This window comes from Pseudomonas sp. PF05 (assembly GCF_056521845.1).
The window spans coordinates 126749-147498 of record NZ_JBWLPW010000011.1 but is presented as its reverse complement, the minus strand read 5'-3'; the positions used below and the strand labels follow the sequence as shown (position 1 = coordinate 147498).

Sequence of the window (20750 nt, the reverse complement as noted above, 5' to 3'; positions counted from 1 at the left end):
CATATGAGCGGGTTGTTGTCCTCAGTCAGTGAACACCTTCTAGCCCCCGGCGGCGTGACCCTCGAAAGCCTGCAAGGCGTGCTGGGCGATCTGGCCGGCCCGGGCATCGATGCGGCCGACCTGTATTTCCAGGGGCAGATCTCCGAGTCCTGGTCGCTGGAAGACGGCATCGTCAAGGAAGGCAGTTTCAACCTCGACCAGGGCGTGGGCGTGCGCGCCCAGTCCGGGGAAAAGACCGGTTTTGCCTACAGCAACGCCATCACCCTCGAGGCCCTCGGCGCTGCGGCCCGTGCGGCCCGCTCGATCTCCCGCGCCGGGCAGAATGGCACGGTCCAGGCGTTCAGCAGCCAGGACGTGGCACAGTTGTATGCGCCGGATAACCCGCTGGAAGTCATGAGCCGCGCCGAAAAGGTCGAGCTGCTCAAGCGCATCGACGTTGCCACCCGTGCCCTCGACCCGCGCATCCAGCAAGTGTCGGTCAGCATGGCCGGGGTCTGGGAACGGATCCTGGTGGCTTCCACCGACGGCGGCCTGGCGGCGGACGTGCGGCCGCTGGTGCGGTTCAACGTCAGCGTGATCGTCGAGCAGAACGGTCGCCGCGAGCGCGGTGGCCATGGCGGCGGTGGGCGCACCGACTACCGTTATTTCCTCAGCGAAGACCGCGCCATGGGCTACGCCCGCGAAGCGCTGCGTCAGGCGCTGGTCAACCTGGAGGCCATTGCGGCCCCGGCAGGTACGTTGCCGGTGGTACTGGGGTCCGGTTGGTCCGGCGTGCTGCTGCACGAAGCAGTCGGCCACGGCCTGGAAGGCGATTTCAACCGCAAGGGCAGCTCGGCCTACAGCGGGCGCATGGGGGAAATGGTCGCCTCGAAACTCTGCACCATTGTCGATGACGGCACCCTGGCCGGGCGTCGCGGCTCCCTGAGCGTCGACGATGAAGGCACCCCGACCGAATGCACCACGCTGATCGAGAACGGCGTGCTCAAGGGCTACATGCAGGACAAACTCAACGCCAGGCTGATGGGCGTGGCCCGTACCGGCAACGGTCGCCGTGAGTCCTACGCGCACTTGCCGATGCCGCGCATGACCAACACCTACATGCTGGGCGGCCAAAGCGACCCGGCGGAAATCATCGCCTCGGTGAAAAAAGGTATTTATTGCGCCAACCTCGGCGGTGGCCAGGTGGACATCACCAGCGGCAAGTTCGTGTTCTCCACCAGCGAGGCCTACCTGATCGAGGACGGCAAGATCACCGCACCGGTCAAGGGCGCGACCCTGATCGGCAACGGGCCGGAGGCGATGAGCAAGGTGTCGATGGTCGGTAACGACCTGGCGCTGGACAGCGGCGTGGGTACGTGCGGCAAGGACGGGCAATCGGTGCCGGTAGGCGTCGGCCAGCCGACCCTGAAGATCGATGCGATTACCGTGGGTGGCACGGGCGGATAAGCATGTACACGAACTCCCAGGAGCCATGTAGAAACCATGTTGAAGCTACGTAGAAGCTACGTAGAAGCTATGTAGGAGCCGTGTAGGAGCTGTGTAGGAGCTGTGTAGGAGCTGTCGAGTGCAACGAGGCTGCGATCTTTCCCCAGACACTTAAGTCTCAAGCGAAAGATCAAAAGATCAAAAGATCAAAAGATCGCAGCCTACGGCAGCTCCTACAGAACGGATGAAACTCAGCGCAGGCCGCGTTGGGTTTCGTCCAGCTCACGGATGTACTTGAAGATTTTACGGCTCGAGGCTGGTGGCTTGTTCTGCGCCAGTTCGTGCTGGGCCTGACGGATCAGGGAGCGCAATTGCTGACGATCAGCCTCCGGGTAGTCGATGACGAATTTTTCCAGCACGCCGTCGTCGCCTGCGATCAAGCGATCGCGCCAGCGCTCCAGATTGTGGAAACGTTCGTTGTACTGTCGGGTGGAGGCATCGAGTTGATCGAGCAGGACCAGGATGGCGTCAGTGTCCTGATCGCGCATCAGTTTGCCGATGAATTGCAGGTGCCGTTTACGCGCGATATTCGCGGTGTGCTTGGGCGCATCGGCCAGGGCCCGGCGCAAGGCGTCGGTCAACGGCAGTTTGGCCAGCAAGTCAGGCTTGAGTGTTGTCAGGCGCTCGCCGAGGTCAACCAGAGCATGCAGCTCGCGTTTGACCTGGGATTTGCTTTTTTCACCCTCGTAGAGGGAGTCGTCGTAAGAATCAACCATGGTGGCAGTCCGCAAAGAAACGCCGCCATGATAACCAGTCGGGGGCCGCTTGTCCGGCCCGGTCGCTCGATGGCCATCACCGAAAAGAGAATTTGAGTGGAGAACACCATGAGTGCAGTTCAAAGCGTCGGCCCGCAAGCATTGCCGGCACTGCAGGAACAAGTCGAGCAGATCCTTGCCGAGGCCAAGCGCCAGGGCGCCAGTGCCTGTGAGGTGGCGGTGTCCCTGGAACAGGGCCTGTCGACGTCGGTGCGCCAGCGTGAGGTGGAAACCGTCGAATTCAATCGCGACCAGGGGTTCGGTATCACGTTGTACATGGGCCAGCGCAAGGGCTCGGCCAGCACCTCGGCGAGCGGCCCGGAGGCGATTCGCGAAACCGTCGCCGCGGCACTGGCGATTGCCAAGCACACTTCAGAAGACGAAGCCTCGGGCCTGGCCGATGCCGCGCTGATGTGCAAGGAGCTGCGCGACTTCGACCTGTTCCACGCCTGGGACATCACCCCCGAGCAGGCCATCGAACAGGCACTGCGTTGCGAAGCTGCGGCATTCGAGGCCGACAGCCGGATCAAGAACGCCGACGGCACGACGCTCAATACCCACCAGGGCTGCCGGGTCTATGGCAACAGCCACGGTTTCATCGGCGGTTATGCATCGACCCGCCACAGCCTCAGTTGCGTGATGATCGCCGAAGCCGACGGCCAGATGCAGCGCGATTACTGGTACGACGTGAGCCGTCAGGGCGCCTTGCTCGCGGACCCTGTGAGCATTGGCCAGAAAGCCGCGCAACGGGCGGCCAGCCGCCTGGGCGCGCGCCCGGTGCCGACCTGTGAGGTGCCGGTGTTGTTTTCGGCCGAGCTGGCTGGTGGCTTGTTCGGCAGCTTCCTGTCGGCGGTGTCCGGCGGCAACCTGTACCGCAAGTCGTCGTTCCTCGAGGGAGCGCTGGGCCAGAAGCTGTTCCCGCAATGGATGACCATCGACGAGCGTCCACACCTGATGCAGGCCATGGGCAGCTCGGCGTTCGACGGCGATGGCCTGGCCACTTACGCCAAGCCGTTCGTGGAAAACGGCGAGCTGGTGTCCTACATCCTCGGTACCTATTCGGGCCGCAAGCTCGGCATGCCGAGCACCGCCAATGCCGGCGGCGTGCATAACCTGTTCGTGACCCATGGCGAAGAAGACCAGGCCGCCTTGCTGCGGCGCATGGGCCGGGGGCTGCTGGTGACCGAACTGATGGGCCACGGCCTGAACATGGTCACCGGGGACTATTCCCGTGGCGCGGCGGGTTTCTGGGTCGAGAACGGCGAGATCCAGTTCCCGGTCCAGGAAGTGACCATCGCCGGGAACATGCGCGACATGTTCAAGCAGATCGTAGCGGTGGGCAACGACCTGGAGCTGCGCAGCAACATCCGCACCGGTTCGGTGTTGATCGAGCGTATGACGGTGGCGGGTAGCTAACGCTCAGCGCGTAAAAAAGCGCGTCATCCACTGGATGACGCGCCTTTTTTTGTGCCCAATGAATCCGCCTTGGGACCTGGGCAGTTATTCGCCTTCGTCGAAATATCGGTTGATCAGGTCCACCAGCGCGTCCATCGCTTCCTGTGCCTGTTCACCTTCGGTGAGCAGGTGGATCTTGGTGCCCTTGCCGGCGGCGAGCATCATCATCGCCATGATGCTTTTACCGTCGACCGCAGTCTCGGGCGTGCGGCCAACCCTGATGGTGGTGTCCTTGAACTGGCCCGCGACTCCGACGAACTTGGCCGACGCTCGGGCATGCAAACCCAGCTTGTTGATGATTTCAATTTCCTGAGCAGGCATCGCGATGTGAATCCTTTAGCTGAGGTCGCGGTGGCGAACCTGGACGTTCTTCAGGGATTGTTGCAGGAGTTGACCCAGGCGTTCGGTCAGGTAGACGGAGCGGTGATGTCCACCGGTACAACCGATGGCAATCGTGACATAGGCGCGGTTGCTCGCGGCAAAGCGGGGCAGCCATTTGAGCAGGTAGCTGGAGATGTCCTGGTACATTTCCTCGACATCCGGCTGGGCGGCCAGGTAATCGATCACCGGTTGGTCGAGCCCGGATTGCTCGCGCAATTCCGGTTTCCAATAAGGATTGGGCAGGCAGCGCACATCGAACACCAGGTCGGCGTCTACGGGCATGCCACGCTTGAAACCGAACGACTCCACCAGGAACGCCGTGCCCGGCTCAGGCTGGTTGAGCAGGCGCAGCTTGATCGTGTCGCGCAACTGATACAGGTTCAGGTGCGTGGTGTTGACCTTCAGGTCCGCCAAGTCGGCGATCGGCCCCAATAGTTGGCTTTCATCCTCGATGGCTTCGGCCAGGGAGCGGTTGGCATTGCTCAGCGGGTGGCGCCGGCGGGTTTCGGAAAAACGCTTGAGCAGTGTCTCTTCATCGGCATCCAGGTACAGCACGTCGCACTGGATATGCCGGCTGCGCACTTCCTCGAGCAGTTCAGGAAAACGCGACAGGTGGCTTGGCAGGTTACGCGCATCGATGGAGACCGCCACCAGTGGCTGCGCCAGCTCGGTGTGGATCAGGGCGCGCTCGGCCAGTTCCGGCAGCAGGCCGGCGGGCAAATTGTCGATGCAATAGTAGCCGCTGTCCTCAAGCACGGCGAGGGCCGTGCTTTTACCGGAGCCGGAGCGGCCACTGACAATGATCATGCGCATTTTTAATGACCGTTCTGCTCGTCCAGGACCACCTGGTACAACGCTTCGTTGCTTGGTGCGCTGCGCAGTTTTTCGCGCACTTCCTTGCGGTCCAGCATGCTGGCAATCTGGCGCAGCAGCTCGAGGTGCGCATCGGTCGCCGCTTCGGGTACCAGCAATACAAACAGCAGGTCGACCGGGGCGCCGTCGATGGCGTCGAAATCGATAGCCGTTTCAAGGTGCAACAGCGCGCTGATCGGCGCCTCACAGCCCTTGAGACGGCAATGGGGGATGGCGATGCCGTTGCCAAAACCGGTGGAACCGAGTTTTTCACGGGCAACCAGGGCCTCGAAGACGTCCTGCATGACCAGATCAGGCACCTCGCGGTGGATCAGGTTGGCAATGTGTTCGAGGGCTTTCTTTTTACTGCCGCCCGGCGCGTTCACTTGGGAACGGCCGGGGGTCAGGATGGTTTCTAGTCGGATCATGGATTGGGGGGGTTAACGACCGGTCGCGCCCTGGAGGAGGCTCTGGGTCTTTTCCTTATGCTTTTTGAGTTGGCGATCCAGCTTGTCGGTCAGCAGGTCAATCGCGGCATACATGTCTGTGTGCTCTGCGTTGGCAACCACTTCTCCGCCGGGAATATGCAGCGTGGCTTCGATTTTCTGCAGCAGTTTCTCGACGGTCATCGTGACTTGCACGTTGGTGATCTTGTCGAAATGCCTCTCCAATCGGTCGAGTTTTTCGCCGATGTAGGTGCGCAGGGGTTCGGTCACTTCCAGTTGGTGTCCACTGATGTTGACTTGCATACAGCTTCTCCTTCGTTGCCAGTGCATAAAGCGGCAGGCAGACATGCCTGCCACTGGAACGCTGTGGCGTGGCCTGTTACATCAACCGCTTGCGTTCGCTCGAAGGCGCGATCCCGAGGGATTCGCGGTATTTGGCGACGGTACGGCGGGCCACCTGAATGCCTTGTGCCTCCAGTAAACCAGCGATCTTGCTGTCACTCAACGGCTTTTTCTGATTTTCCGCGGCCACCAGTTTTTTGATGATCGCGCGGATGGCCGTGGACGAGCATTCGCCGCCTTCGGAGGTGCTGACGTGGCTGGAGAAAAAATATTTCAATTCATAGATGCCCCGGGGGGTATGCATGAATTTCTGGGTGGTTACCCGGGAAATCGTCGACTCGTGCATGCCCACTGCCTCGGCAATGTCATGCAGGACCAACGGTTTCATCGCTTCATCGCCATACTCCAGGAAGCCGCGCTGATGCTCGACGATCTGGGTGGCCACTTTCATCAGGGTTTCGTTGCGGCTTTGCAGGCTCTTGATGAACCAGCGCGCCTCCTGCAACTGGTTGCGCATGAAAGTGTTGTCGGCGCTGGTGTCGGCGCGCTTCACAAAGCCGGCGTACTGGGCGTTGACCCGCAGCTTGGGCACCGATTCCTGGTTGAGCTCCACCAGCCAGCGGTCGTTGTGCTTGCGCACGATTACGTCTGGAACCACGTATTCGGGCTCGGTGGATTCGATCTGCGAGCCGGGGCGCGGGTTGAGGCTCTGCACCAGTTCGATCACCTGGCGCAGCTCATCTTCCTTGAGCTTCATGCGACGCATCAACTGGCTGTAGTCGCGACCCCCCAGCAAGTCGATGTAGTCGGTGACCAGCCGCTTGGCTTCGGCCAGCCACGGGGTCTTGGCGGACAACTGGCGCAGTTGCAGCAACAGGCACTCGCCCAGGTTGCGGGCGCCGATGCCAGCCGGTTCGAACTGCTGGATGCGATGGAGGACGGCTTCGATCTCGTCCAGCTCGATGTCGAGCTCGGGATCGAAGGCTTCGAGGATTTCTTCGAGGGTCTCGTCCAGGTAGCCCTGGTTGTTGATGCAATCGATCAGGGTCACGGCGATCAGGCGATCGGTGTCGGACATCGGCGCCAGGTTCAGCTGCCACAGCAGGTGGCTTTGCAGGCTTTCGCCGGCGGAGGTGCGGGTGGTGAAGTCCCACTCGTCGTCATCGCTGCTCGGCAGGCTGCTGGCGCTGGTCTGATAGACGTCTTCCCAGGCCGTGTCCACGGGCAGTTCGTTGGGGATGCGTTCGTTCCATTCGCCATCCTCGAGGTTGTCCACCGTCGGGGCGGCTTCCTGGTAGGTCGGTTCCGGGATTTCGGTGTTGGTCTTCTGCTCGACGTTGTCGGCCAGTGGGTCGGTGTTGTCGAAGTCGTCGCCTTCTTCCTGGCGTTCGAGCATCGGATTGGACTCCAGGGCCTCCTGGATCTCCTGTTGCAGGTCCAGGGTCGACAATTGGAGCAGGCGGATGGCCTGTTGCAGCTGCGGTGTCATCGTCAGCTGCTGGCCCATTCTCAAGACTAGCGATGGTTTCATGGCAGGGGCTTAACACCTTATTCGCCGGCGCACATGCGCCATCCACTACAGGGCGCCGAAGCGCCAAACTTAAGCAAATTATATGCCTGAAACTGAAGTGTTTGCCTAGGGCGTCGCCATAATAAAATGAAACGACGCTCTAACGATTCGCCAGACACTTTGGCTTACAGGCGGAACTCATGGCCCAGATACACTTCCTTGACCAGGTCATTGGCCAGGATCGCTGCGGAGTCGCCTTCGGCGATCAGCTGGCCGTCATTGACAATGTAGGCGGTTTCGCAGATATCCAGCGTCTCGCGCACGTTGTGGTCGGTGATCAGCACGCCGATCCCCTTGGCCTTGAGGTGATGGATGATCTGCTTGATGTCGCCCACCGAGATGGGGTCCACGCCGGCGAACGGTTCGTCGAGCAGGATGAACTTCGGTGCGGTGGCCAGGGCGCGGGCGATTTCCACGCGGCGCCGCTCGCCCCCGGACAGGCTCATGCCCAGGTTGTCGCGAATGTGGCTGATGTGGAATTCCTGCAGCAGGCTTTCCAATTCCTGGCGACGACCGGCCTTGTCGAGTTCCTTGCGGGTCTCGAGGATCGCCATGATGTTGTCGGCAACCGACAGTTTGCGGAAGATCGACGCTTCTTGCGGCAAATAGCCGATACCTGCCTTCGCCCGGCCGTGCATCGGCTGGTGGCTGACATCCAGGTCGTCGATCAGTACGCGACCCTGGTCGGCCTGGACCAGGCCGACGATCATGTAGAAGCAAGTGGTCTTGCCCGCGCCGTTGGGGCCGAGCAGGCCGACGATCTGGCCGCTGTCGATGGACAGGCTGACATCACGCACGACTTGACGGCTCTTGTAGCTCTTGGCCAGATGCTGAGCTTTCAGAGTTGCCATTACTGGGCCTTCTGCTCGTCGGTTTTCTTTTTCGGTTGGATCACCATGTCGATCCGCGGACGCGACTCGGTCACCTTGCTGCCGGTGGCGCGACCGGCGCTTGCCAGCTTCTTGACTGTGTCGTAGACGATTTTCTCGCCCTGGGTGATGTTGTTGTCCTTGTCGATGACCTTGGCGCGGTCGATCAGGACCACGCGATCCTTGGAGGCGTGGTACTGGATGGTGACCCCGTAGCCCTGCACAGGCTTGGTATCGCCGGCAGTTTGCAACTGCTCGAAATAGGCCAGGTTGCCCACCGAGGTCACCACGTCGATGTCCCCGGCCGGAGTGCGGGTGATGGTCACGGTATTGCCGGTGACCTTCATCGAGCCCTGGGTGATGATCACGTCACCTGTGTAGGTGGCGACACCTTTCTTGTCGTCGAGCTGGGCATCGTCGGCCTGGATGCGGATAGGTTGGTTGCGGTCGTCGGGAAGAGCCCAGGCGCTCGCGCTTCCCAGTGCTGCGCCCAGACTGAGCAAAATAGGGAGGGTTTTAGCGAGCTTCATACTGTCCTCTTACGTTCGATAGCAGGTGTATCCTGCTTTCCTTCAAATACGCTTTCATTCCCGTGCCGGTCGACACACCCCCGGCGCCGTCGATTCTAACGGGTTGCTCGGTCTGCGCATATTCTTGCTGTGGGAACACGGTCATGCGCGTGCTGGTGATGATGGTCGTACGGTTTTTCTCGTCGGTTCGGGCGATGCGCACCGAGTCGATCAGTTCCACTTCGGTGCCGCCGGAATTGACTTCGGCGTGCTCGCTCTGCACATGCCACGGAAACTCGGTGCCGCGGAACATGTTCAGGTCGGGCTTGGTGACCAGCGTAATGTCAGTGGCCTTTACGTGGTCGACCTTGTCGGACGTCATCTCATATTGCACTTTGCCGTCGGGCAGGTACTGCAGGGTATGCGTGTTGGTCGCGTACCAGTCGATCTTTTCCTCGATCTGGGTCGCAGGTCGGTCGAGAAACCGTTCGGGGCTGATGTTCCAGTAGCCCACCGCAGCGAAAATCGCCGCGATACAGCCGAACACCACGATGGTGCGAATCTTCTTGCTCAGCATAAATGGCTCACAGGTACGCGGCGTTGGCCGCTTCGAGGCGGCCCTGGGCGCGCAGGATCAGTTCACAGAATTCGCGGGCCGCACCTTCGCCGCCTCGCGCCGTGGTGACGCCGTGGGCATGCTCGCGCACGAAGCTGGCCGCGTTGGCGACTGCCATGCCCAGGCCTACTCGGCGAATCACCGGCAGGTCTGGCAGGTCGTCACCGAGGTAGGCCACCTGTTCATAGCTTAGGTTGAGTTGGCCCAGAAGCTCGTCCAGCACCACCAGTTTGTCTTCGCGCCCCTGGTAAAGGTGCGGGATGCCGAGGTTCTTCGCGCGTCGCTCGACCACCGGGGTCTTGCGACCGCTGATGATGGCGGTCTGCACGCCGGCGGCCATCAGCATCTTGATGCCTTGGCCGTCGAGGGTGTTGAACGTCTTGAACTCGCTGCCGTCTTCAAGGAAGTACAGGCGACCGTCGGTCAGCACGCCGTCGACATCGAACACCGCCAGCTTGATGGCCTGGCCGCGTTGCAACAGTTCTGTGTTCATTTACATGACTCCCGCACGCAGCAAATCGTGCATATTCAGGGCGCCCACCGGACGGTCCTCGTCGTCGACGACCACCAGGGCGCTGATCTTGTGGTCTTCCATGATTTTCAGGGCCTCGGCGGCGAGCATCTCGGCGCGGGCGGTCTTGCCGTGGGGCGTCATGACTTGCTCGATGGTGGCACTGTGGATGTCGATGGTGCGGTCCAGGGTGCGGCGCAGGTCGCCGTCGGTGAAGATCCCGGCGAGCTTGCCGTCGGCTTCCAGGACCACCGTCATGCCCAGCCCCTTGCGGGTCATCTCCATGAGCGCGTCCTTGAGCAGCGTGCCGCGCAACACTTGCGGCAACTCTTGGCCGGCGTGCATCACGTTTTCGACTTTCAGCAGCAGGCGACGGCCGAGGGCGCCACCGGGATGGGAAAAGGCGAAGTCTTCCGCGGTGAAGCCCCGGGCTTCCAGCAGCGCCACGGCCAGGGCGTCGCCCATGACCAGGGCAGCGGTGGTGGAAGAGGTCGGTGCCAGGTTCAGCGGGCAGGCTTCGTGTTCGACATGAACATTGAGGTTCACTTCGGCGGCCTTGGCCAGCGGCGAGTCCGGGTTGCCGGTCATGCTGATCAACTGGATGCCCAGGCGCTTGATCAGCGGCAGCAGCGTGATGATCTCATTGGTGGAACCGGAGTTGGACAGGGCCAGGATGACATCGTCCCGGGTGATCATGCCCATGTCTCCGTGGCTGGCTTCGGCCGGATGGACAAAAAAGGCCGTGGTGCCGGTGCTGGCGAGGGTGGCGGCGATCTTGTTGCCGATGTGCCCGGACTTGCCCATGCCGACCACGACCACGCGGCCTTTGCTGGCCAGAATCATCTCGCAGGCGCGTACGAAATCAGCGTCGATACGGGGCAGCAAGCCTTGCACGGCTTCGAGCTCGAGGCGGATGGTACGTTGTGCCGATTGAATCAGGTCGCTGGATTGGCTCATGTCAGAAATCGTATAGCCCGATGAAAAGGCGGCGATTATAGCGGCAATGAACAATTCCCTCACGTAAGTTCGTCATGCTTTGTTCGTGGGGCCGCAAGGTTCGACATAAAATGTGGTTTTTTACCTTGAGCGAGGCTTAACGGGTGGGGTGTTGGCCTTGGGCGCTTGGCTGTTGCAGTGATATAGTTCGCCGCCGGTTCGCGTGCCCGGCGGTACCGGCGCTTGTCGACCGCCCAGGGCATTCGAATGTGAGGCTGCATCGCAAGGAGTTTAGATGAGTGCCGACAACGCCTACGCGGTCGAGCTGAAGGGACTGTCCTTCAAGCGAGGGACGCGCAGCATTTTCAATGACATCGATATTCGCATTCCACGCGGCAAGGTCACTGGCATCATGGGGCCTTCCGGGTGTGGCAAGACCACGCTGCTGCGGCTGATTGGGGCACAATTGCGCCCCAGCGCCGGCGAAGTCTGGGTCAATGGTCAGAATCTTCCCGAGTTGTCTCGCAGCGACCTGTTCGATGCGCGCAAGCACATGGGCGTGCTGTTCCAGAGTGGCGCGCTGTTTACCGATCTCGACGTGTTCGAGAACGTGGCGTTCCCGTTGCGGGTCCATACCGAGCTGCCGGAAGAGATGATCCGCGACATCGTCCTGCTCAAGTTGCAGGCCGTCGGGCTGCGAGGCGCCCTGGACCTGATGCCCGACGAGCTGTCCGGCGGCATGAAACGCCGGGTCGCGTTGGCGCGGGCGATTGCCCTCGATCCGAAGATCCTCATGTACGACGAACCCTTCGTCGGGCAGGACCCGATCGCCATGGGTGTACTCGTGCGCCTGATCCGCCTGCTCAACGATGCGCTGGGCATCACCAGCATCGTGGTCTCCCACGACCTGGCCGAAACCGCCAGCATTGCCGACTACATCTATGTAGTCGGTGATACCCAGGTGCTGGGGCAGGGTACGCCCCAGGAACTGATGGATTCGGACAATCCGCGCATTCGCCAATTCATGAAGGGTGATCCGGACGGGCCGGTGGAGTTCCATTTTCCGGCCACGGATTACCGTACCGATCTGCTGGGGAAGCGCTGATGCGCAAGAAATCACTATTGGAAAGAATTCGCCTGTTTGGCCGCTCCGGTATCGATGTGGTGGCAGTACTGGGCCGTTCCTCGCTGTTTCTGATGCATGCCCTGCTTGGGCGCAACTCGACGGGTGGTGGTTTTAGCCTGCTGGTCAAGCAGTTGCACTCGGTGGGCGTGATGTCCCTGGTGATCATCGTGGTCTCCGGGATCTTCATCGGCATGGTCCTGGCGCTGCAAGGGTTCAACATCTTGTCCAGCTACGGTTCGGAGCAGGCGGTCGGGCAGATGGTTGCGCTGACGCTGTTGCGTGAGCTCGGCCCCGTGGTCACGGCGCTGCTGTTTGCCGGGCGTGCCGGTTCGGCGCTGACGGCCGAAATCGGCAACATGAAGTCCACCGAACAATTGTCCAGCCTGGAAATGATCGGCGTCGACCCACTCAAATACATCATTGCCCCGCGCCTGTGGGCCGGTTTCATTTCCCTGCCGGTGCTGGCGATCATTTTCAGCGTCGTGGGGATCTGGGGCGGCTCGTGGGTGGCAGTAGACTGGCTGGGGGTCTATGAGGGTTCCTACTGGTCAAACATGCAGAACAGCGTCGATTTTCTCGACGACGTGCTCAACGGCGTTATCAAAAGTGCCGTATTCGCTTTCGTGGTGACCTGGATCGCTGTGTTCCAAGGCTATGACTGTGAGCCCACGTCAGAGGGGATCAGCCGTGCCACAACCAAGACCGTGGTGTACGCCTCGCTGGCGGTCCTGGGCCTTGACTTTATTCTGACCGCCTTGATGTTTGGAGATTTCTGATGCAAAACCGCACCCTGGAAATCGGTGTCGGCCTTTTCTTGCTGGCTGGCATCCTGGCTTTGCTGCTGCTGGCCCTGCGGGTCAGTGGACTGGCGCCGACGGCTAGCACCGATACTTATAAACTTTATGCCAACTTTGACAATATCGCCGGTTTGACGGTCAGAGCCAAAGTGACCATGGCCGGTGTCACCATCGGCAAGGTCACGGCAATCGATCTGAATCGCGAGGATTTCACCGGTCGAGTGACGCTGCAGTTGGAAAAGCGCGTGGACAACCTGCCGACTGATTCCACTGCATCTATCCTCACCGCTGGGCTGCTGGGTGAGAAATACATTGGCATCAGCGTGGGCGGGGAAGACGCCGTGCTCAAGGATGGTGGCGTCATCCACGACACGCAATCGTCCCTGGTGCTCGAGGACCTGATCGGTAAATTCCTGCTCAATACCGTTAGCAAAGACGCCAAATGAGGAGCTTTTGAATGATCTCTATCTTGCGACGTGGCCTGTTGGTGTTGCTCGCGGCGCTGCCGTTGATGGCTAACGCCATGGCTGCGCCTTCGGCCCATGACATCATCCAGGACACGACGACCCGGTTGTTGGCGGACCTTGCCGCCAACAAAGAGAAATACAAGCAGGACCCAAGCGCGTTCTATGACGCACTGAACGGCATCGTCGGCCCCGTGGTCGACGCCGACGGCATCTCCAGGAGCATCATGACCGTCAAGTATTCGCGCAAGGCAACCCCGGCGCAGATGACTCGCTTCCAGGAGAACTTCAAGCGCAGCCTGATGCAGTTCTATGGCAACGCCTTGCTTGAGTACAACAACCAGGGCATTACCGTTTCGCCGGCCAAGGATGAAAACGGCAATCGCACCAGCGTTGACATGCAGGTCAAGGGCAACAACGGCGCGATCTACCCTGTTTCCTACACACTCGAGAAAATCAACGGCGAGTGGAAGGTGCGCAACGTGATCATCAATGGCATCAACATCGGCAAGCTGTTCCGTGATCAGTTCTCCGATGCGATGCAGCGCAATGGCAACGACCTGGATAAGACCATCAACGGTTGGGCCGGTGAGGTCGCCAAGGCCAAGGACGTGGCCGAAGAAGCCAAAGAGAAGCAGGCACAATGATCGAGTCGGTGAGTGAATCGGCCGTTCGTCTGGATGAGGCTGGCGTGCTGATGCTCAGTGGCGTGCTGGATTACCGCACCGGCCCGGCTCTGCGCAAGCAGGGCCAGGCGCTGATCGAGTCCGTCAGCGCCGCCGAAGTGGTCATTGACTGCTCGGCGGTGCAGAAGTCCAGCAGCGTCGGCCTGTCGCTGCTGCTGTGCTTCATGCGGGACGCCAAGGCTGCCGGCAAAACGTGGAGCATCCGTGGGATGCCCGAAGACATGCGCGAAATAGCCCAGGTCAGCGAATTGACCGAGTTGTTGGCGCACCCCTGATCCACATCGTTGGAAAAGTCCCCCCGTCAGAGTCCTGTTTCGCGGGGTTCGCAGGCGCGGGGCTTTTTTGTATGATGTGCGACCCGCGCGCACAGGGCGCCGATTGAGGTTGAGCATGCAGGCTGTAGAAGTGAAGAGCTTCCTAGAAGGAAAGCTGCCTGGTACGCAGGTGGAAGTTGAAGGCGAAGGCTGCAACTTCCAGTTGAACGTGATCAGCGATGAACTGGTGGCGTTGAGCCCAGTGAAGCGTCAGCAGAGCATCTATGCCCATTTGAACCCATGGATCGCCGATGGCAGCATCCACGCGGTCACGATGAAATTTTTCAGCAGCGCGGCCTGGGCCGAGCGCACCTGAGCCCAAGGGCCTCGAGATTCTTATGGATAAACTGATTATTACCGGCGGCGTTCGTCTTGATGGCGAAATCCGTATTTCCGGGGCAAAGAACTCCGCCCTGCCGATCCTGGCCGCGACCCTGCTGTGCGATGGCCCGGTGACCGTGGCCAACCTGCCGCACCTGCACGACATCACCACGATGATCGAGCTGTTCGGCCGCATGGGCATCGAGCCGGTGATCGACGAGAAGCTCAGCGTCGAGATCGACCCGCGCACCATCAAGACCCTGGTCGCCCCGTACGAACTGGTGAAGACCATGCGTGCGTCGATCCTGGTATTGGGCCCGATGGTCGCCCGTTTCGGTGAAGCCGAAGTCGCCTTGCCTGGCGGTTGCGCCATCGGCTCGCGTCCGGTGGACCTGCACATTCGCGGCCTGGAAGCCATGGGCGCGGTGATCGACGTCGAAGGCGGCTACATCAAGGCCAAGGCGCCGGAAGGCGGCTTGCGCGGCGCACACTTCTTCTTCGATACCGTCAGCGTGACCGGTACCGAGAACATCATGATGGCCGCCGCACTGGCCAAGGGCCGCAGCGTGCTGCAAAACGCCGCGCGCGAGCCTGAAGTGGTCGACCTGGCGAACTTCCTGATCGCCATGGGCGCCAAGATCAGCGGCGCCGGCACCGACACCATCACCATCGATGGCGTCGAGCGTCTGCATTCGGCCACCTACAAAGTGATGCCGGACCGGATCGAAACCGGCACCTACCTGGTGGCCGCTGCTGTCACCGGTGGCCGCGTCAAGGTCAAGGACACCGACCCGACCATCCTTGAAGCCGTCCTGGAGAAACTCAAGGAAGCCGGTGCCGAAGTCACCTGCGGCGAAGACTGGATCGAAGTGAACATGCACGGCAAGCGGCCAAAAGCCGTCAACGTGCGGACTGCTCCGTACCCGGCATTCCCGACCGACATGCAGGCGCAGTTCATCTCCCTCAACGCCATTGCCGAAGGCACTGGCGCGGTGATCGAGACAATCTTCGAAAACCGTTTCATGCACGTGTACGAATTGCACCGCATGGGCGCCAAGATCCAGGTCGAAGGCAACACCGCCATTGTGACCGGTACCGAGAAGCTCAAGGGCGCGCCAGTGATGGCCACCGACCTGCGGGCCTCGGCCAGCCTGGTGATCTCGGCCCTGGTTGCCGAAGGCGACACCCTGATCGATCGCATCTACCACATCGACCGTGGCTATGAGTGCATCGAAGAAAAACTGCAGATGCTCGGCGCCAAGATCCGCCGCGTACCGGGCTAATTGGAAAGTGACTGCGCGGCGATCAGGCAAGGCGAAAACAGGCGAGGAAGCGGAGTTGACTGGTTGTCAATGAGCATTCCGAGCCTGTTTTCAACGCAGTATGATCGTCGCGCAGGCACTTTCCGTGGGCACAAGGACGTGCCCGTTGATTTCGTTTCAGGTCGAGGGTGTTTGCACCCTCGATGTGTGTCCGGCGCCGCTTGCGACCGGGCATGAGTACCTTGATAAGGACTGACGTTTCCCATGTTGACCATCGCACTGTCCAAGGGCCGTATCCTTGACGACACCCTGCCGCTTCTGGCTGAAGCGGGCATCGTGCCGACCGAGAATCCGGACAAGAGCCGCAAGCTGATCATCCCCACGACCCAGGCCGATGTGCGCTTGCTGATCGTGCGTGCCACCGATGTGCCGACCTACGTGGAACATGGCGCCGCCGACCTGGGCGTTGCCGGCAAGGACGTGCTGATGGAATACGGCGGCCAGGGCCTGTACGAGCCCCTGGACCTGCAAATCGCCCGCTGCAAGCTGATGACCGCCGGTAAAGTCGGCGCGCCGCAGCCCAAGGGGCGTTTGCGCGTGGCGACCAAGTTCGTCAACATTGCCAAGCGTTATTACGCCGAGCAGGGCCGTCAGGTCGATATCATCAAGTTGTACGGTTCGATGGAGCTGGCGCCGCTGATCGGCCTGGCGGACAAGATCATCGACGTGGTCGACACCGGCAACACCCTGCGGGCCAACGGTCTGGAACCCCAGGACTTCATCGCTGACATCACCTCCCGGCTGATCGTCAACAAGGCTTCGATGAAAATGCAGCACGCCCGTATCCAGGCTCTGATCGATACCCTGCGCAAGGCAGTGGAATCGCGACACCGCGGTTGATTCACCTGCGCGACCTTGAGTCGCGCCCGTCTATCCGTGTCATAGCCAATTTTCTCAGGTGCCCACGCGAATGGACTGGTAGCTTAGGGCGCCTGAGCATTTGCCATTAATGAGGCCCTCGCTATGACCGCTCCCACTTCGATTCGCCGACTCAACGCTGCCGACCCGGATTTCGCACATCATCTGGATCATCTGCTGAGCTGGGAAAGCGTGTCTGACGACTCGGTCAATCAGCGGGTGCTGGACATCATCAAGGCCGTGCGCGAGCGTGGCGATGCCGCCCTGGTGGAATTCACCCAGAAATTCGACGGCCTGCAAGTGGCGTCCATGGCCGACCTGATCCTGCCGCGCGAGCGCCTGGAACTGGCCCTGACCCGGATCACCGTGCCCCAGCGCGAAGCCCTGGAGAAAGCCGCATCCCGGGTGCGCGACTATCACGAAAGGCAGAAACAGGACTCCTGGAGCTACACCGAAGCCGACGGCACCGTGCTGGGCCAGAAGGTCACGCCGCTGGACCGTGCCGGCCTGTACGTGCCGGGCGGCAAAGCGTCCTATCCGTCCTCGGTGCTGATGAACGCGATTCCGGCCAAGGTCGCCGGCGTGACCGAAGTGGTCATGGTCGTCCCGACTCCGCGCGGTGAAATCAACGAACTGGTGTTGGCCGCCGCCTGCATCGCTGGCGTGGACCGGGTGTTCACCATCGGCGGTGCCCAGGCCGTGGCTGCGTTGGCCTATGGCACCGAAAGCGTGCCGCGGGTCGACAAGGTGGTCGGGCCGGGCAATATCTATGTCGCCACCGCCAAGCGCCACGTGTTTGGCCAGGTCGGCATCGACATGATCGCCGGCCCGTCGGAAATTCTCGTGGTGTGCGACGGCCAGACCGACCCGGACTGGATCGCCATGGACCTGTTTTCCCAGGCCGAGCACGACGAAGACGCCCAGGCGATCCTGGTCAGCCCGGACGCCGAGTTCCTCGACAAGGTCGCCGCCAGCATCGACAAGCTGCTGCCGACCATGGACCGCGCCGAGATCATCAACACCTCGATCAATGGTCGTGGGGCGCTGATCAAGGTCGATGACATGGCCCAGGCCATCGAAGTCGCCAACCGCATCGCGCCGGAACACCTGGAGTTGTCGGTCGCCGATCCGCAGGCCTGGTTGCCGCAGATCCGTCACGCCGGTGCGATTTTCATGGGTCGCCACACCAGCGAGGCCCTGGGTGACTATTGCGCAGGCCCCAACCACGTGCTGCCGACTTCCGGCACCGCGCGCTTCTCGTCGCCGCTGGGGGTGTATGACTTCCAGAAACGGTCGTCGATCATCTTCTGCTCCGAGCAGGGTGCCTCCGAACTGGGCAAGACCGCTTCGGTGCTGGCCCGCGGCGAATCGCTGAGCGCCCACGCGCGCAGTGCCGAGTACCGCATTCTTGATGAGCCATCCATTGACGAGCCATCCGTTGAACGGCAGGGGAACTGAAATGAGTAAATTCTGGAGCCCGTTCGTCAAGAACCTGGTGCCCTACGTGCCGGGTGAACAGCCGAAGCTGACGCGCCTGGTCAAGCTCAACACCAACGAGAACCCCTACGGCCCATCGCCCAAGGCCCTGGCGGCGATGCAGACCGAGCTCAACGACAATCTGCGCCTGTATCCGGATCCCAACAGCGACCTGCTGAAAAACGCCGTGGCCCGCTATTACGGCGTGCAGAACAACCAGGTGTTCCTGGGCAATGGCTCGGATGAAGTACTGGCGCATATTTTTCACGGCCTGTTGCAGCACGACCAGCCGCTGTTGTTCCCGGACATCAGCTACAGCTTCTATCCCGTGTACTGCGGGTTGTACGGTATCCAGTTCGATGCGGTGCCGCTGGATGAGCAGTTCCGGATCGACCCGGCGGACTATGCCAAGCCGAACGGCGGGATCATTTTCCCCAACCCGAACGCGCCGACCGGCTGCCTGCTGGCGCTGGAAGCGGTCGAGCAGATCCTCAAGGCCAGCCCGGATTCGGTGGTGGTGGTCGACGAGGCCTATATCGACTTCGGCGGCGAGACGGCCATCAGCCTGGTGGATCGCTATCCGAACCTGCTGGTGACCCAGACCCTGTCCAAGTCCCGCTCGCTGGCGGGGCTGCGCGTGGGCCTGGCGGTGGGGCATCCGGACCTGATCGAAGCGCTGGAGCGGATCAAGAACAGCTTCAACTCCTACCCACTGGATCGCTTGGCGAATGTCGGCGGCGCAGCGGCGTTCGATGATCGCGAGCACTTCGATCGGACCTGCCGGTTGGTCATCGAGCACCGTGAATGGGTCGTGGCCCAATTGCAGGCCAAGGGCTTTGAAGTCTTGCCCTCGGCGGCCAACTTCATCTTCGCCCGCCACCCCCGGCACGATGCGGCAGGGTTGGCGGCGAAACTGCGGGAACAGGGTGTGATCGTGCGGCACTTCAAGCAGGAGCGGATTGCCCAGTTCCTGCGGATCAGCATCGGCACGCCGGAGCAGAACCAGGCGCTGATCGAAGCCCTCGGCGAACTCTAAACCCCTGCATTGAACCTGTGGGAGTCTGTGGGAGCAAAGCTTGCTCGCGAAGGCGGTGTATCAGTCACTTCAAGATTGGCTGACCCGACGCCATCGCGAGCAAGCTTTGCTCCCACAGTTTTTTTCGGGTGTTCGCAAGATCGGCATGCCACCGCCAATCCCCTGTGGGAGCGGGTTTGCCCGCGAAGGCGTGGTGTCAGTCACTTCAAGGTTGGCTGAACGGACGCCATCGCGAGCAAGCTCAGCTCCCACAGTTTTTTTTCGGGTTTTCGGGTGTTCGCAAGATCGGCATGCCACCGCCAATCCCCTGTGGGAGCGGGCTTGCCCGCGAAGGCGTGGTGTCAGTCACTTCAAGGTTGGCTGAACGGACGCCATCGCGAGCAAGCTCAGCTCCCACAGTTTTTTTCGGGTATTCGCAAGATCTGCATGCCACCGCCAATCCCCTGTGGGAGCGGGCTTGCCCGCGAAGGCGTGGTGTCAGTCACTTCAAGGTTGGCTGAACCGACGCCATCGCGAGCAAGCTCAGCTCCCACAGTTTTTTTTCGGGTTTTCGGGTGTTCGCAAGATCGGCATGCCACCGCCAATCCCCTGTGGGAGCGGGCTTGCTCGCGAAGGCGTGGTGTCAGTCACTTCAAGGTTGGCTGAATGGACGCCATCGCGAGCAAGCTCAGCTCCCACAGTTTTTTTTCGGGTTTTCGGGTGTTCGCAAGATCGGCATGCCACCGCCAATCCCCTGTGGGAGCGGGTTTGCCCGCGAAGGCGTGGTGTCAGTCACTTCAAGGTTGGCTGAACGGACGCCATCGCGAGCAAGCTCAGCTCCCACAGTTTTTTTTCGGGTTTTCGGGTGTTCGCAAGATCGGCATGCCACCGCCAATCCCCTGTGGGAGCGGGCTTGCCCGCGAAGGCGTGGTGTCAGTCACTTCAAGGTTGGCTGAACGGACGCCATCGCGAGCAAGCTCAGCTCCCACAGTTTTTTTCGGGTGTTCGCAAGATCAGCATGCCACCGCCAATCCCCCTGTGGGAGCGGGCTTGCTCGCGAAGGCGTGGTGTCAGTCACTTCAATGTTGGCTGAACGGACGCCATCGCGAGCAAGCTCAGCTCCCACAGTTTTTTCGGGTGTTCGCCAGATCGGCATGCCACCGCCAATCCCCTGTGGGAGCAGGCTTGCCCGCGAAGGCGTGGTGTCAGTCACTTCAAGGTTGGCTGAATGGACGCCATCGCGAGCAAGCTTTGCTCCCACAGTTTTTTTTCGGGTTTTCGGGTGTTCGCAAGATCGGCATGCCACCGCCAATCCCCCTGTGGGAGCGGGCTTGCTCGCGAAGGCGTGGTGTCAGTCACTTCAAGGTTGGCTGAATGGACGCCATCGCGAGCAAGCTCAGCTCCCACAGTTTTTTTCGGGAGTTCGCAAGATCGGCATGCCACCGCCAATCCCCTGTGGGAGCGGGCTTGCTCGCGAAGGCGTGGTGTCAGTCACTTCAATGTTGGCTGAACGGACGCCATCGCGAGCAAGCTCAGCTCCCACAGTTTTTTTTCGGGTTTTCGGGTGTTCGCAAGATCGGCATGCCACCGCCAATCCCCTGTGGGAGCGGGCTTGCTCGCGAAGGCGTAGTGTCAGTCACTTCA

At 61.1% G+C, this 20750-nt stretch carries 23 protein-coding genes; 12 read left to right on the top strand and 11 right to left on the bottom strand.

Translation table 11 applies throughout. The features are described from left to right. Positions 1–3: 3 nt before the first annotated feature. Entirely contained in the window at positions 4–1446 is a 1443-nt protein-coding gene (gene tldD / locus AC09SL_RS19305; protein WP_058546619.1) for a metalloprotease TldD, read from the top strand. A 230-nt stretch (positions 1447–1676) separates the two neighbouring features. Here tldD and yjgA read toward each other — a convergent pair whose 3' ends face one another. After that, complete coding sequence (gene yjgA, locus AC09SL_RS19300) at positions 1677–2201, bottom strand: ribosome biogenesis factor YjgA (RefSeq protein WP_003197830.1); 525 nt, start codon at positions 2199–2201, stop codon at positions 1677–1679. Positions 2202–2309: 108 nt separating this feature from the next. Here yjgA and pmbA point away from each other — a divergent pair, with 108 nt between their 5' ends. Continuing rightward, positions 2310–3656, top strand: coding sequence for a metalloprotease PmbA (gene pmbA / locus AC09SL_RS19295; protein WP_058546618.1), 1347 nt, complete (start codon positions 2310–2312; stop codon positions 3654–3656). Between the two features lie 84 nt (positions 3657–3740). On the opposite strand, the gene AC09SL_RS19290 is transcribed toward pmbA, so the two are convergent. From AC09SL_RS19290 to AC09SL_RS19245, 10 genes are all read right to left on the bottom strand, one after another. Then, positions 3741–4016, bottom strand: a complete 276-nt coding sequence (locus AC09SL_RS19290; protein WP_058546617.1) for an HPr family phosphocarrier protein — start codon at positions 4014–4016, stop codon at positions 3741–3743. A 15-nt stretch (positions 4017–4031) separates the two neighbouring features. After that, positions 4032–4889 (bottom strand): RNase adapter RapZ, encoded by an 858-nt coding sequence (rapZ, locus tag AC09SL_RS19285; RefSeq protein WP_058546616.1) that lies wholly within the window; start codon positions 4887–4889, stop codon positions 4032–4034. A gap of 2 nt (positions 4890–4891) precedes the next feature. Then, positions 4892–5356, bottom strand: a complete 465-nt coding sequence (gene ptsN, locus AC09SL_RS19280) for a PTS IIA-like nitrogen regulatory protein PtsN (protein ID WP_058546615.1) — start codon at positions 5354–5356, stop codon at positions 4892–4894. A gap of 12 nt (positions 5357–5368) precedes the next feature. Further along, the gene (gene hpf, locus AC09SL_RS19275; protein WP_058546614.1) at positions 5369–5677 is read right to left on the bottom strand and encodes a ribosome hibernation-promoting factor, HPF/YfiA family; all 309 of its coding nucleotides are present in this window, start codon (positions 5675–5677) and stop codon (positions 5369–5371) included. Positions 5678–5753: 76 nt separating this feature from the next. Next, on the bottom strand, positions 5754–7247 hold the full coding sequence (locus AC09SL_RS19270; protein ID WP_058546613.1) for an RNA polymerase factor sigma-54: 1494 nt from the start codon (positions 7245–7247) through the stop codon (positions 5754–5756). Positions 7248–7411: 164 nt separating this feature from the next. Next, positions 7412–8137: an LPS export ABC transporter ATP-binding protein gene (gene lptB / locus AC09SL_RS19265; protein WP_018614004.1), complete on the bottom strand. Its 726-nt coding sequence runs from the start codon at positions 8135–8137 to the stop codon at positions 7412–7414. Next, the gene (lptA, locus tag AC09SL_RS19260) at positions 8137–8685 is read right to left on the bottom strand and encodes a lipopolysaccharide transport periplasmic protein LptA (protein ID WP_058546612.1); all 549 of its coding nucleotides are present in this window, start codon (positions 8683–8685) and stop codon (positions 8137–8139) included. Before lptA ends, lptB begins: the two co-directional genes overlap by 1 nt. Further along, positions 8672–9241, bottom strand: a complete 570-nt coding sequence (gene lptC, locus AC09SL_RS19255; protein ID WP_058546611.1) for an LPS export ABC transporter periplasmic protein LptC — start codon at positions 9239–9241, stop codon at positions 8672–8674. The genes lptA and lptC overlap by 14 nt, the downstream gene beginning before the upstream one ends. A gap of 7 nt (positions 9242–9248) precedes the next feature. Continuing rightward, positions 9249–9773, bottom strand: coding sequence for a KdsC family phosphatase (locus AC09SL_RS19250; RefSeq protein WP_058546610.1), 525 nt, complete (start codon positions 9771–9773; stop codon positions 9249–9251). Beyond that, positions 9774–10748, bottom strand: a complete 975-nt coding sequence (locus AC09SL_RS19245; RefSeq protein WP_058546609.1) for a KpsF/GutQ family sugar-phosphate isomerase — start codon at positions 10746–10748, stop codon at positions 9774–9776. 274 nt (positions 10749–11022) lie between these two features. Between AC09SL_RS19245 and AC09SL_RS19240 the strand changes: the two genes are divergently transcribed. The 10 genes from AC09SL_RS19240 to hisC all read left to right on the top strand — a co-directional run bounded on the left by AC09SL_RS19240 (position 11023) and on the right by hisC (position 19127). Then, a complete protein-coding gene (locus AC09SL_RS19240; RefSeq protein ID WP_058546608.1) occupies positions 11023–11832 on the top strand; it encodes an ATP-binding cassette domain-containing protein in 810 nt (269 codons plus the stop codon). Further along, on the top strand, positions 11832–12629 hold the full coding sequence (mlaE, locus tag AC09SL_RS19235; RefSeq protein ID WP_058546607.1) for a lipid asymmetry maintenance ABC transporter permease subunit MlaE: 798 nt from the start codon (positions 11832–11834) through the stop codon (positions 12627–12629). Before AC09SL_RS19240 ends, mlaE begins: the two co-directional genes overlap by 1 nt. Further along, positions 12629–13096 carry an outer membrane lipid asymmetry maintenance protein MlaD gene (gene mlaD, locus AC09SL_RS19230; RefSeq protein WP_053118499.1) on the top strand — a complete coding sequence of 156 codons (468 nt, stop codon included), beginning with the start codon at positions 12629–12631 and terminating at the stop codon, positions 13094–13096. The genes mlaE and mlaD overlap by 1 nt, the downstream gene beginning before the upstream one ends. 11 nt (positions 13097–13107) lie before the next feature. Continuing rightward, positions 13108–13761 (top strand): MlaC/ttg2D family ABC transporter substrate-binding protein, encoded by a 654-nt coding sequence (locus AC09SL_RS19225; protein WP_058546606.1) that lies wholly within the window; start codon positions 13108–13110, stop codon positions 13759–13761. A gap of 8 nt (positions 13762–13769) precedes the next feature. Then, positions 13770–14075, top strand: a complete 306-nt coding sequence (locus tag AC09SL_RS19220; RefSeq protein ID WP_058546627.1) for an STAS domain-containing protein — start codon at positions 13770–13772, stop codon at positions 14073–14075. Positions 14076–14190: 115 nt separating this feature from the next. Next, the gene (locus tag AC09SL_RS19215; RefSeq protein ID WP_003439919.1) at positions 14191–14430 is read left to right on the top strand and encodes a BolA family protein; all 240 of its coding nucleotides are present in this window, start codon (positions 14191–14193) and stop codon (positions 14428–14430) included. Between the two features lie 22 nt (positions 14431–14452). Continuing rightward, the gene (gene murA / locus AC09SL_RS19210) at positions 14453–15718 is read left to right on the top strand and encodes a UDP-N-acetylglucosamine 1-carboxyvinyltransferase (RefSeq protein WP_003197868.1); all 1266 of its coding nucleotides are present in this window, start codon (positions 14453–14455) and stop codon (positions 15716–15718) included. 243 nt (positions 15719–15961) lie between these two features. Then, positions 15962–16597, top strand: coding sequence for an ATP phosphoribosyltransferase (gene hisG, locus AC09SL_RS19205; RefSeq protein WP_058546605.1), 636 nt, complete (start codon positions 15962–15964; stop codon positions 16595–16597). A gap of 123 nt (positions 16598–16720) precedes the next feature. Beyond that, entirely contained in the window at positions 16721–18073 is a 1353-nt protein-coding gene (gene hisD, locus AC09SL_RS19200) for a histidinol dehydrogenase (RefSeq protein WP_058546604.1), read from the top strand. A 1-nt stretch (position 18074) separates the two neighbouring features. Then, complete coding sequence (gene hisC, locus AC09SL_RS19195; protein WP_058546603.1) at positions 18075–19127, top strand: histidinol-phosphate transaminase; 1053 nt, start codon at positions 18075–18077, stop codon at positions 19125–19127. Positions 19128–20750 lie beyond the last annotated feature (1623 nt).

Excerpts from the sequence above, each read along its gene's own strand:
- hisG (WP_058546605.1), top strand. The coding sequence starts at position 15,962 with ATGTTGACCATCGCACTGTCCAAGGGCCGTATCCTTGACGACACCCTG.
- hpf (WP_058546614.1), bottom strand. The coding sequence starts at position 5,677 with ATGCAAGTCAACATCAGTGGACACCAACTGGAAGTGACCGAACCCCTG.
- AC09SL_RS19225 (WP_058546606.1), top strand. The coding sequence starts at position 13,108 with ATGATCTCTATCTTGCGACGTGGCCTGTTGGTGTTGCTCGCGGCGCTG.
- tldD (WP_058546619.1), top strand. The coding sequence starts at position 4 with ATGAGCGGGTTGTTGTCCTCAGTCAGTGAACACCTTCTAGCCCCCGGC.
- AC09SL_RS19290 (WP_058546617.1), bottom strand. The coding sequence starts at position 4,016 with ATGCCTGCTCAGGAAATTGAAATCATCAACAAGCTGGGTTTGCATGCC.
- AC09SL_RS19245 (WP_058546609.1), bottom strand. The coding sequence starts at position 10,748 with ATGAGCCAATCCAGCGACCTGATTCAATCGGCACAACGTACCATCCGC.
- lptC (WP_058546611.1), bottom strand. The coding sequence starts at position 9,241 with ATGCTGAGCAAGAAGATTCGCACCATCGTGGTGTTCGGCTGTATCGCG.
- yjgA (WP_003197830.1), bottom strand. The coding sequence starts at position 2,201 with ATGGTTGATTCTTACGACGACTCCCTCTACGAGGGTGAAAAAAGCAAA.
- ptsN (WP_058546615.1), bottom strand. The coding sequence starts at position 5,356 with ATGATCCGACTAGAAACCATCCTGACCCCCGGCCGTTCCCAAGTGAAC.
- murA (WP_003197868.1), top strand. The coding sequence starts at position 14,453 with ATGGATAAACTGATTATTACCGGCGGCGTTCGTCTTGATGGCGAAATC.
- pmbA (WP_058546618.1), top strand. The coding sequence starts at position 2,310 with ATGAGTGCAGTTCAAAGCGTCGGCCCGCAAGCATTGCCGGCACTGCAG.
- AC09SL_RS19215 (WP_003439919.1), top strand. The coding sequence starts at position 14,191 with ATGCAGGCTGTAGAAGTGAAGAGCTTCCTAGAAGGAAAGCTGCCTGGT.
- hisC (WP_058546603.1), top strand. The coding sequence starts at position 18,075 with ATGAGTAAATTCTGGAGCCCGTTCGTCAAGAACCTGGTGCCCTACGTG.
- mlaD (WP_053118499.1), top strand. The coding sequence starts at position 12,629 with ATGCAAAACCGCACCCTGGAAATCGGTGTCGGCCTTTTCTTGCTGGCT.
- lptB (WP_018614004.1), bottom strand. The coding sequence starts at position 8,137 with ATGGCAACTCTGAAAGCTCAGCATCTGGCCAAGAGCTACAAGAGCCGT.
- mlaE (WP_058546607.1), top strand. The coding sequence starts at position 11,832 with ATGCGCAAGAAATCACTATTGGAAAGAATTCGCCTGTTTGGCCGCTCC.
- AC09SL_RS19250 (WP_058546610.1), bottom strand. The coding sequence starts at position 9,773 with ATGAACACAGAACTGTTGCAACGCGGCCAGGCCATCAAGCTGGCGGTG.
- hisD (WP_058546604.1), top strand. The coding sequence starts at position 16,721 with ATGACCGCTCCCACTTCGATTCGCCGACTCAACGCTGCCGACCCGGAT.
- lptA (WP_058546612.1), bottom strand. The coding sequence starts at position 8,685 with ATGAAGCTCGCTAAAACCCTCCCTATTTTGCTCAGTCTGGGCGCAGCA.
- AC09SL_RS19270 (WP_058546613.1), bottom strand. The coding sequence starts at position 7,247 with ATGAAACCATCGCTAGTCTTGAGAATGGGCCAGCAGCTGACGATGACA.
- rapZ (WP_058546616.1), bottom strand. The coding sequence starts at position 4,889 with ATGCGCATGATCATTGTCAGTGGCCGCTCCGGCTCCGGTAAAAGCACG.
- AC09SL_RS19240 (WP_058546608.1), top strand. The coding sequence starts at position 11,023 with ATGAGTGCCGACAACGCCTACGCGGTCGAGCTGAAGGGACTGTCCTTC.